Origin of the sequence: Kluyvera huaxiensis (genome assembly GCF_040149365.1) — a bacterium.
Lineage (GTDB): Bacteria > Pseudomonadota > Gammaproteobacteria > Enterobacterales > Enterobacteriaceae > Kluyvera > Kluyvera intermedia_A.
Map to the genome: position 1 here is coordinate 270,906 of NZ_JBEFLV010000004.1, position 10,822 is coordinate 281,727.

General features: G+C 52.7%; 7 protein-coding genes and 1 pseudogene. 4 read left to right on the plus strand and 4 right to left on the minus strand.

Going from position 1 to position 10,822, the window contains the following annotated elements:
- Window positions 1-29: 29 nt before the first annotated feature.
- Window positions 30-1,070 carry an aldo/keto reductase gene (locus ABOC97_RS06780; RefSeq protein WP_349595508.1) on the minus strand — a complete coding sequence of 347 codons (1,041 nt, stop codon included), beginning with the start codon at window positions 1,068-1,070 and terminating at the stop codon, window positions 30-32.
- Window positions 1,071-1,260: 190 nt separating this feature from the next.
- On the opposite strand from ABOC97_RS06780, the gene ABOC97_RS06785 reads away from it, so the two are divergent.
- On the plus strand, window positions 1,261-1,551 hold the full coding sequence (locus ABOC97_RS06785) for a DUF2623 family protein (RefSeq protein WP_061284311.1): 291 nt from the start codon (window positions 1,261-1,263) through the stop codon (window positions 1,549-1,551).
- Between the two features lie 31 nt (window positions 1,552-1,582).
- Here the strand turns inward: ABOC97_RS06785 and yghU are convergent, their stop codons facing one another.
- Both yghU and ABOC97_RS06795 read right to left on the minus strand, forming a co-directional pair.
- Window positions 1,583-2,449, minus strand: a complete 867-nt coding sequence (gene yghU, locus ABOC97_RS06790) for a glutathione-dependent disulfide-bond oxidoreductase (protein WP_349595511.1) — start codon at window positions 2,447-2,449, stop codon at window positions 1,583-1,585.
- A gap of 50 nt (window positions 2,450-2,499) precedes the next feature.
- Window positions 2,500-3,048 carry a DsbA family protein gene (locus tag ABOC97_RS06795; RefSeq protein ID WP_349595513.1) on the minus strand — a complete coding sequence of 183 codons (549 nt, stop codon included), beginning with the start codon at window positions 3,046-3,048 and terminating at the stop codon, window positions 2,500-2,502.
- A 156-nt stretch (window positions 3,049-3,204) separates the two neighbouring features.
- Between ABOC97_RS06795 and gss the strand changes: the two genes are divergently transcribed.
- The 3 genes from gss (at window position 3,205) to ABOC97_RS06810 (ending at window position 9,091) form a co-directional block, all read left to right on the plus strand.
- Entirely contained in the window at window positions 3,205-5,070 is a 1,866-nt protein-coding gene (gene gss / locus ABOC97_RS06800) for a bifunctional glutathionylspermidine amidase/synthase (RefSeq protein ID WP_349595516.1), read from the plus strand.
- 97 nt (window positions 5,071-5,167) lie between these two features.
- Window positions 5,168-6,349, plus strand: coding sequence for an aminotransferase-like domain-containing protein (locus ABOC97_RS06805; protein ID WP_349595519.1), 1,182 nt, complete (start codon window positions 5,168-5,170; stop codon window positions 6,347-6,349).
- 453 nt (window positions 6,350-6,802) lie between these two features.
- The gene (locus ABOC97_RS06810; protein WP_349595522.1) at window positions 6,803-9,091 is read left to right on the plus strand and encodes an FdhF/YdeP family oxidoreductase; all 2,289 of its coding nucleotides are present in this window, start codon (window positions 6,803-6,805) and stop codon (window positions 9,089-9,091) included.
- Window positions 9,092-10,460: 1,369 nt separating this feature from the next.
- Here ABOC97_RS06810 and ABOC97_RS06815 read toward each other — a convergent pair.
- A pseudogene (locus ABOC97_RS06815) lies at window positions 10,461-10,822 on the minus strand (IS1-like element IS1B family transposase); the annotation flags it as partial.

Below are 10,822 nucleotides of genomic sequence, written 5' to 3' on the forward strand. Positions count from 1 at the left end.
CTTATCCGGCCTGCTGATGCGCAGACTCTCTATTTATCAGACGACGCCTGCCAGAGATTTAGCTGCCCATCCGCCACGTGTTTATCTATCTGCGCCAGCTCTTCAGGCGAGAAATGCAGATTATCCAACGCTTTCACGTTCTCTTCTATTTGTTCCGGACGGCTTGCGCCAATCAGGACCGACGTCACACGTTGGTCTTTAAGCAGCCAGCTCAGCGCCATTTGTGCCATCGACTGTCCACGCTGCTGCGCCAATTCATTGAGCAAGCGTAGGCTGCTCAGGTTGCTTTCGCTCAGCATGTTTTCCGTTAGGCCTCGCGCCTTTTTACCTTCTGTTTGCATGCGTGAACCGTCGGGAATACCGTTGAGGTATTTACCGGTCAGCAGCCCTTGCGCTAGTGGGGTAAAGGCAATACAGCCGACGCCGTTGTGTTCAAGGGCATCGAGCAGGCCGCTCTTATCTACCCAGCGGTTTAACAAGTTATAAGACGGCTGGTGGATGAGTAACGGGATTTTCCATTCGCGCAGCAGTTCAGCCATTGCCTGGGTGCGTTCGGTTGAATACGAGGTGATCCCTACGTATAGCGCTTTACCGCTTTGTACCGCCTGCGCCAGCGCGGCGGCGGTCTCTTCCATCGGCGTTTTTTCATCGACCCGGTGAGAGTAGAAGATATCGACATAATCCAGCCCCATACGCTTGAGGCTTTGATCGAGGCTGGACAGTAGATATTTGCGCGAGCCGCCGGATCCGTAAGGCCCTGCCCACATGTCGTAGCCCGCTTTGGTGGAGATAATCAGTTCGTCGCGGTAGCTGGCAAAATCGTCACGTAACAGACGGCCGAAATTCTCTTCAGCGCTGCCCGGTGGTGGGCCGTAGTTATTGGCGAGGTCGAAGTGGGTGATACCGCAGTCAAAGGCTTTGCGCAGCAGCGCGCGCTGTTCATCGAGTGCGTGGATGTGGCCAAAGCTGTGCCATAGGCCGAGGGATAGAGTAGGAAGCTGGAGGCCGCTGCGGCCACAGTAGCGATACTGCATACTTTCATAACGGGCTGGGTTTGCTTGCCAGGCCATAACTTCTCCTTTCTTTTTTTGAAACGCTGTTTCCACAATACGTTGTTTCGATATGAATGCCCGTTGGCTCGATCACATGCGCAGAAAAAGCCAGCGTTGTGCCTCTTTATAGGTAGCCGATAAATAGCGCTAGCCATTGCTCAAAATATCGCTATATAATTTTATATATAACGAGTGAGTGGGGGGAACGATGGACAACCATTTTGGTAAGGGGCTGATTGCGGGGATGAAGGCGCCTTATGCCGATAGCGCGCAGAAAGTGGTCGGATTTTGTGCGGACTACAAGCGCGGCTTCGTGCTGGGCTTTTCGCACCGCATGTTTGAGAAAACCGGCGACCGTCAGTTGAGTGCCTGGGAGGCGGGAATTTTGACGCGGCGCTACGGGCTGGATAAAGAGATGGTGATGGACTTCTTTAAGGAGCACGACTCCAGCACCACCGTACGCTACTTTATGGCGGGCTACCGTCTGGAGGGGCAGTAAAACCGGGTGCTAAGCACCCGGCTGGAGACGTTTATTTCTGACGCTTATCTTCGGTGTTGGTATCGAAGTCGCTGGCATCATGACGCTCGTGCAACTGCTCATTCAATGGGCCATTGGTGCGGTTAACGATACGGCCACGCTTCACGCCTGGGCGGCTGGCGATGTCCTGCGCCCAACGCATCACGTTTTTGTAGCTCTGTGCGTCGAGGAACTCATCCGCGCCGTAGACGTTGCCCAGCACTACGTTGCCGTACCACGGCCAGATTGCCATATCGGCGATGGTGTACTCTTCTCCGGCAACATAGCGTCCGCGCGCCAGCTGTTTGTCCAGCACGTCGAGTTGACGCTTAGCTTCCATGGTGAAGCGGTTGATCGCGTACTCAATTTTGACCGGCGCATAATTATAGAAGTGGCCAAAGCCGCCGCCGAGGAACGGGGCTGAGCCCTGAAGCCAGAACAGCCAGTTCAGGGTTTCAGTACGTCCTGCCGGGTCTTTTGGCAGGAAGTGACCGAATTTCTCCGCCAGGTACAGCAGAATATTGCCGGACTCGAACACGCGGGTTGGCGGCGTGGTGGAATGGTCGCTCAATGCAGGAATTTTTGAGTTCGGATTCACTTCGACAAAACCGCTGGAGAACTGGTCGCCCTCGCCAATGCGGATTAACCACGCATCGTACTCTGCTTCCGTGACGCCTACCGCCAGCAGCTCTTCCAGCATGATGGTAACTTTCTGGCCGTTTGGCGTGCCCAGAGAGTAAAGCTGAAGTGGATGCTGGCCTACCGGCAGCGCCTGTTCATGAGTTGCGCCGGAAATCGGGCGGTTGATATTGGCGAATGCGCCGCCGCTGCTTTGCGTCCACTCCCAGACTTTGGGTGGCTGATAGGTGTTCTCTGACATAATCGCTCGCCTTATTTTGATGATGTGTTGAGGGTGAAAGTGTAGCAGTCTCAGGCAAAAATCCGTGCTGCCCAGACGCTGATATCGTCGCCGCTGCCTAAATCTGGCTGAACCAGACCGTTAACCATAAAGGTTGGCGAGACGTGAACGCCGTTCTGCCGGGCATAGCGGGCGTGCCATTTGATCTCTTTTTGCAGCTCGGGCTGGGCAAACGCCTCGGCCAGCGGCACGCCGCTGTAGCGTTCCAGGCGCTCAATAATCTCCTGCGGTGTGGCCTGCATGTTGGGGCCGCTGCAGTGATCGGTAAATTCAAACTCTTCGCGATGATCGGCGACCGCTTTCATCACCTTATGCGCGGCGGCTTTGCCGTCTGCCAGGGTAGAGGCGGCGAGAATGCAGCGAACAATCACCCCGGAAAACAGATGCCACGGCTGTGACTGCAAGCGAATTTTTACGCTGACCTTGTCTTCGCCGGCCAGCGCTAGCAGCGCGTCCAGCTTATTGAATGTCTTTACGGAAAATGGACAGGTAGGTTCCAGAAACACCTCGAACGTGCGCGCTCCGTGGCCCCAGACCAGCGGTTGTGCCTGTAAACTCATGCGGACTCCTGATGTCGTTAATGTGTATTTTTCGGAGGATTATTTTTCCCAGCGATAGGTCATCCTCGCATACTCGGGTGTATGATTAATCCACTTTTGTCGGATAAATTTCAACGTTCAGGCGAGTAAATCGCACGGTATGTTTGAGGAAGGTTCATGAATACGGGAAGTACCAATAGTGACGCCCCATTTGGCACGTTGTTGGGGTATGCGCCGGGTGGCGTAGCCATTTACTCTTCGAATTACAGCAGTTTAAAGCCAGGTGACATGCCTGACGACGCATCGTTTCGCAGCTACATCGACAACGAATATATGGGCTACAAGTGGCAATGCGTGGAGTTTGCCCGCCGCTTCCTGTTTATCACCTACGGATTTGTCTTCACCGATGTCGGCATGGCCTACGAGATCTTCTCGCTGCGCTATCTGCGCCAGGTGGTGAATGACGCCATTCTTCCTTTGCAGGCTTTCGCTAACGGCTCCCGTCGTCCGCCGCTCGTCGGCTCGCTGCTTATCTGGCAGAAGGGCGGTGAGTTTAATGAAACCGGCCACGTCGCGGTCATTACCCAGTTGCTTGGCAACAAAGTGCGCATTGCCGAACAGAACGTGCTGCACTCGCCGCTGCCCGCAGGCCAGCAGTGGACCCGCGAGCTGACGCTTGAAATCAAAGACGGTCACTACATCCTGCATGACACCTTCGACGACACCACCATTCTCGGCTGGATGATCCAGAGCGATGATGCGCGTTATAGCTTGCCGCAGCCAGCCATTGCCGGTGAGGCGCTGAAGCTTGGCGGGGCGCGTCTCGACAATCACGGTCAATTCGATGGCGATTGGTTGGACGAGCGCGACTCGCTGCAAAAAGCGTATGTTGCCGCTAACGGCCACGTGATTAACCGCGACCCGTATCAGTACTTCACCATGACGGAAAGCGCAGAGCAGGAACTGATTAAAGCGACCAACGAGATGCACCTGATGTATCTCCACGCCACCGACAAAGTGATGCGCGACGACAATCTGCTGGCGTTGTTTGATATCCCGAAAATCCTCTGGCCGCGTCTGCGTCTGTCATGGCAGCGCCGTCGCCACGATATGATAACCGGGCGGATGGATTTCTGCATGGATGAGCGCGGCCTGAAGGTTTATGAATACAATGCCGACTCCGCTTCCTGCCATACTGAAGGCGGTCTGATCCTTGAACAATGGCTGAAAACCGGCTATCAGGGCACCGGTCATAACCCGGCGGAAGAGCTGCTGAGTGAGCTGGTGGGGGCGTGGAAACACAGCCTGGCCAGACCGTTCGTGCACATCATGCAGGACAAAGATCTCGAAGAGAACTATCACGCCCAGTTTATGCAGCGCGCGCTGACCCAAGCGGGCTTTGAGTGCAAAATTCTCTACGGCCTTGATGAGCTGCGCTGGGATGCCGCAGGCCAGTTGATTGACGGTGACGGGCGTCTGGTTAACTGCGTGTGGAAAACCTGGGCATGGGAAACTGCCATCGAACAGGTGCGTGAAGTCAGTGAAAGCGAGTACGCGGCGGTGCCGATTCGTACCGGTCATCCGGATAATGAAGTGCGCCTGATTGACGTGCTGCTGCGCCCGGAAGTGATGGTATTTGAACCGCTGTGGACGGTCATTCCGGGTAACAAAGCGATTCTGCCTGTGCTGTGGTCGCTGTTCCCGAACCATCCGTATCTACTGGATACCGATTTTGAGGTGAGTGAGCATCTGGCGAAAACCGGCTACGCCGTGAAGCCGATTTCCGGCCGCTGCGGCAGCAATATCGATCTGGTTAGCGGTCATGATCAACTGCTGGATCAAACCAGCGGTAAGTTTGTCGACCGGAAAAATATTTACCAGCAACTTTGGTGCTTGCCAAACGTGGCGGGAAAATATATTCAGGTATGTACCTTTACCGTTGGCGGTAACTATGGCGGCACCTGCCTGCGGGGCGATGACTCTCTGGTGATTAAAAAAGAGAGCGATATCGAACCGCTGATCGTCATAAAAGATAACGAGTAAAGGCGGATGAGTAGCCCGATGTCGCTGCGTTCGACCGGGCTACTTTTAAAAATCCGCTGGCAATAAACACAACAACAAGACAGAAAAGGAAAATACTATGCACGATCGGCGCCTTGCCGTCCGCGCGGGTGAACTCAAACCCTCCGCCGTCCGCGAACTCTTAAAACACAGTAAATTGCCCGGCGTGATTTCTCTTGGCGGTGGTATTCCTGCCCCGGAGCTTTTTGATACCGAAGGGCTTGAGCTGGCGGTGCAGAAAGTGATGAGCGAGCGCTTCAACGACGCATTCCAGTATGGTTTGACCGAAGGCTATCCGCCGCTGCGTCAGGCCGTCAGCGAGCTGTGCCAGGCGCGCGGCGTAGCCTGCCAGGCAAACCATGTGTACATCACCTCTGGATCGCAGCAATCGCTGGATATTGTAGCGCGTACGCTGCTCGATCCGGGCGATGCGATTGTGGTTGAGCGTCCGACCTATCTGGCGGCGCTGCAGGTTTTCCAGCTGGCGCAGGCCAATATTCTCAGCGTTGATACCGACGACAACGGCATGCTGGTGGAACAGCTTGCCGAACTGCTGGCGACCACTACCGTCAAAGCGGTTTATCTGGTGCCAACCTTCGGTAATCCGGGCGGTAAAACTCTGAGCGACGATCGTCGTCGTCGGCTAGTCGAGCTGGCGAAACAGCATGACTTTGTGATCATCGAAGACGATCCGTACGGCGAAATCAGCTTTACCGATGAAGTGCAGCGCCCGTTGTATCAGCACGCTGTGGAATTGGGCTGTGAAGATCAGGTGGTGTACACCTCAACCTTCTCCAAGATCCTCGCGCCGGGGATGCGTATTGGCTGGATAGTGATGCCAGACTGGCTGGCGCAGCAGACGGTTATCGTCAAACAGGCCGCCGATCTGCATACCAATATGTTGTCGCAGGTGATTACTACTGAGTATCTGGGTATGAATCGCCTGGAAAACCAGATTGCGCTTATCCGTGAAGACTACCGCAAGAAATGCGAAGCGCTGGCCAATGCGCTGGAAACTCGCCTGGGCGAGCATCTGGAATTTAGCCGACCGAAAGGGGGGATGTTCCTGTGGGCGCGCTTCCGCTATCCGTTCGATACCATGCAGTGGCTGAAAAAGACGCTGGAGAATGGCGTAGTGTATGTGCCGGGTGAAGCGTTCTATAACGACAATCCGGATACCCGCACCCTGCGTTTATCCTACTCCACCGTGTCGGAAGATGGCTTGATGACCGCCGTGGAACGTCTGGCGAAGTCTCTGTAATGCTTCATGTTCCGCGCCATCCTCTGGCGCGGAACGTTATCCGTATCTACTCTGGGTCGGCAATTCTGTCGTCAAGCCAGACCAGCATCAGCGTTGCCAGAATGGCGACAGCCGCGGTACCAATAAATAACCACATAACAAATTCCTCAGCTTATTCTTCTTATTATTCCGCTGTTCACTAACGTGTTCGCTGTTTTCATCGTCGACATCGTAGGGCCCAGTTAAAAAAACAGCGATGAAAATAAGAGGTTGTTCGTATCAGATCAACCCCTTTTTTCGTGTGGGAGCGCCTGTGTCTCGCGTGCTTTGGGTGATGAGATATGCCACCTGCAGGGAGCGGTTTTCTAACCCGTACAGCGTAGAGCCCGCGTACTCCGTGAAGAGGAAATCTTTAGCCCGATGAAATTGCTACCGTATTCAGTATTGAAATAGTCTACAGAATAAGCGGTAAAAATGAGCAATGGGGTTCAGGGTGTAAGCGGCTATCAAGGGCCTGCGGGTGGATGGGGCGCGGTCAAAGCAGTGACGGCGTCGGTATTTTCACAAAAGGCCGTTGCGCGCGATATTATCGCCATGTTCAGGATGAACCAGGTAAAAGGTTTTGACTGCCCAGGCTGCGCGTGGCCTGACCCTGAGCATCGTTCGTCGATGGAGCTTTGCGAAAACGGCGTTAAGGCGGTCTCCTGGGAGACCACCAGTAAGAAAGCCTCGCCAGCGTTTTTCCGCCAGCATTCGGTGGCCGAACTCTGGAATTACAGCGACTATGAGCTGGAAAATATCGGCCGCCTGACGCATCCGCTGAAGTATGACCGCGCGACCGACCGCTGGCAGGCGGTGGAGTGGCAGCAGGCATTTGCGGAAATCGGCGAGCGTCTACGCAGCTATGATTCCCCGGAGCAGGTAGAGTTTTATACCTCCGGACGTACCTCCAACGAAGCGGCATTCCTCTATCAGCTGTTTGCCCGCGAATACGGCAGCAACAACTTCCCCGACTGCTCCAACATGTGTCACGGGCCAACCAGCGCCGGGCTGACCCAGTCTATTGGGATGGGCAAAGGTACCGTTGAACTCGAGGATTTTGAGCACTGCGATCTGGTGATTTGTATCGGCCATAATCCGGGTACCAACCACCCGCGGATGTTAACCACGCTTCGGGAAGTGGCGCAGCGCGGCGCACGGATTATTTCTATTAACCCGCTGGCGGAGCGAGGACTTGAGCGCTTTAGCTTTCCGCAAAGCCCCACCGATATGCTCAAAGGCCATTCCACCGTTCTGAGTAATGATTACTACCAGCTTAAAATGGGCGGTGATGCTTCGCTGCTCAAAGGGGTAATGAAAGCGCTGATTGAGATGGATGAAGCCAGAATTTTGCTCGGTCAGCAACCGTGCCTCGACCGCGCGTTTCTGGCTGAGCATACCCAAGGGTATCAAGCGTTGTATGACGATCTGCACCAGTGTCGCTGGGCAGATCTGGAACAGGACTCGGGGCTTACGCGCAGTCAGATGGAAGATCTGGCGTACCGCTACGATAAATCGAAGGCGACGATTGTTTGCTACGGGCTGGGGATTACGCAGCATAAGAACGGCACCGAGAACGTTCAGCAACTGGTTAACCTGCTGCTGCTAAAAGGTAATATTGGCAAACGCGGGGCCGGTATTTGTCCGCTGCGCGGCCACTCTAACGTGCAGGGCGACCGGTCGGTGGGAATCAACGAAGCCGCGTCAGAGGCGTTTTTACAGCGTCTCGAAGCTCGCTTCAATATTAACGTGTCGCGTAAACACGGTCGTTCGAGCGTGGAGAGTATCCGTGCCATCGAGCGGGAAGAGGCGAAAGCGCTTATCTGTATGGGCGGCAATCTGGCGGTGGCAATGCCGCAGCCGCAGCGGACCTTCGAGGCGATGAAAAAGCTGGATCTGCAGGTCCATGTCGCGACTAAACTTAACCGCTCGCACCTGTTGCTGGCGAAGCACAACTATTTACTGCCCGCATTGGGGCGAACCGAACGTGATATACAGTCGACGGGCGTTCAATCCGTCACCGTTGAGGATTCCATGTCGATGGTACACGCCTCCTGCGGGGCGTTGAAACCCGCGTCAGCGTGGCTGAAATCAGAACCGGCGATTGTGGCCGAAATGGCTCGCGCCACGTTGCCGAATTCCCCTGTTAACTGGGAAGCGATGAGCGGTAACTACGATTTGATTCGCGAGGCGATTGCCGACGTGATCCCATCGTTCGCTGACTATAATACGCGGATCGAAAAGCCCGGTGGTTTTCGGATGGATATCCCGGCTTCACGCCGCGAGTGGCATACCGCTACCGGTAAAGCCAATTTTGTGGTGAGCCGCCAGCATGCCGTTAAACGTGATAAACAGCCTGCCGATGCGCTGGTGCTGGCCACGCTGCGTAGCCACGATCAGTACAACACCACGATTTACGGGATGAACGATCGCTATCGCGGGATCACCGGACGTCGTGATGTAGTGTTCTTAAGTCAGGCAGAAACCGATGCACGGGGTCTGGTTGAAGGGGATGTTATTCATCTCCAGGCGCTGGATGATAACGGCCAGCCGGATTCTCAGCGCACCATGTACGGCTTGACTGTAGTTATCTACAGCATGGCTGCGGGGTCTATTGGTGCTTACCTGCCCGAGGCTAACGTATTACTGTCGCTGGATGCCGTGGATACGCAAAGTCTGACGCCTGCCTATAAGAGCGTACCGGTTATCATCAGCAAGGCGTAACCGTGCGCTCCTGCGAGGGTTGAGTTGTTAACAAACTGACTCGCGGGGCCAGACAAATGGGCTTTTCTTTGTCGCTAGAAGAGGCAGTATCGCAGAAATGCATGCTGTCTCTTTTTTCGTTCTGAACTTACCTTCCAACCTATTTTCCTGCCGCCAGGTGCTCCCCATACTCTCTGTAGAGTATCTATCAGAATCGGTTATTACCTATAAATGGCTATGTTATTTATGATAAGCCACATCAGATCAATCTAAGTGTTTTTCGACATAACTGATTAATTGATTTAAATCAATTAACCAATATGTAACAATTAAGTTAAATTATGAATTCAAACATAATCTTTACATAACATTACAATCCCTTATCGATACACAGCAATAAGAATAATTTCTTATTTTTGGAAAAATCCTAAAATTAAATTGTCTATTTACTTGATCTGCCTGTTTTTATTAAATAATTGATCGATCAAGGCGATCCATATCCGCCAAATTAATAGATAATAACTATCAGTAGCAATTAATTGATCGTTTTTGACGATATATAGCTGCTGTGTATATAATCGTCTGGTGTTTGGATAGTAGGGTTTTAGCATTATGCAACATGGATGCTAAATAAAGTCTGACCAGGATGTTGGGGTAATATATGAGAAAGTGTATTATCTCGGATAACAGTTTTTTCCTTTTTGCATTACAAGATGATGAAGTTATTCAGGATGGAAACGTTTCAATAATCCATTCCTGGCAATTGCAGTCGCAGTGTTACTTACGAACATCCGTCAGTGATGTCATTGTAGTTTATATTTCTGACGTTGTAGAAAGACACCGCATACTCAGTTTATTAGCTTCACGTAGTTCTCACTGCCGAATCATACTGTTATACAAGATGGATGTTTCTTCCGATTATGCTTTTCAGGGGCCGTTTCCATGGCTCATCCCTGAGAGGATAAGCTTTGCAGAGCTGTACTCATGCCTGTATGAGGCAAGTGAGTCTATTTTCAATCAGAGGGAATTCTCTGAACGGGAGCTTATTGTATTTCGCTATTTCTGCGAAGGATATTCTGTATCGCAAATAAATGAAATAGCTGGGTTCAATGAGAAACATATATATTATTTAAGGCAGAAAACGAAAAAAATGTTTGGTCTGCGGGGAAATAATGCAGCCACCATGTCATTTTATCTGGATATCTCAAAATTAAACCGGAGATGGTGATTATGGTGGCCGATGTTCAGGCCAAATTGCTACTGGGGAGTGTTGGTTTTCGCATTAATCATCCATGTGCGACAGATTATTCATCTGGCGTCAGGGCCCAACATTGCTTTTAACAAGATGAGAATAACATTCTCAATTAATAAGGAGGGTAATGACTCCAACTTATTGATAGTGTTTTATGTTCAGATAATGCCCGATGACTTTGTCATGCAGCTCCACCGATTTTGAGAACGACAGCGACTTCCGTCCCAGCCGTGCCAGGTGCTGCCTCAGATTCAGGTTATGCCGCTCAATTCGCTGCGTATATCGCTTGCTGATTACGTGCAGCTTTCCCTTCAGGCGGGATTCATACAGCGGCCAGCCATCCGTCATCCATATCACCACGTCAAAGGGTGACAGCAGGCTCATAAGACGCCCCAGCGTCGCCATAGTGCGTTCACCGAATACGTGCGCAACAACCGTCTTCCGGAGCCTGTCATACGCGTAAAACAGCCAGCGCTGGCGCGATTTAGCCCCGACGTATC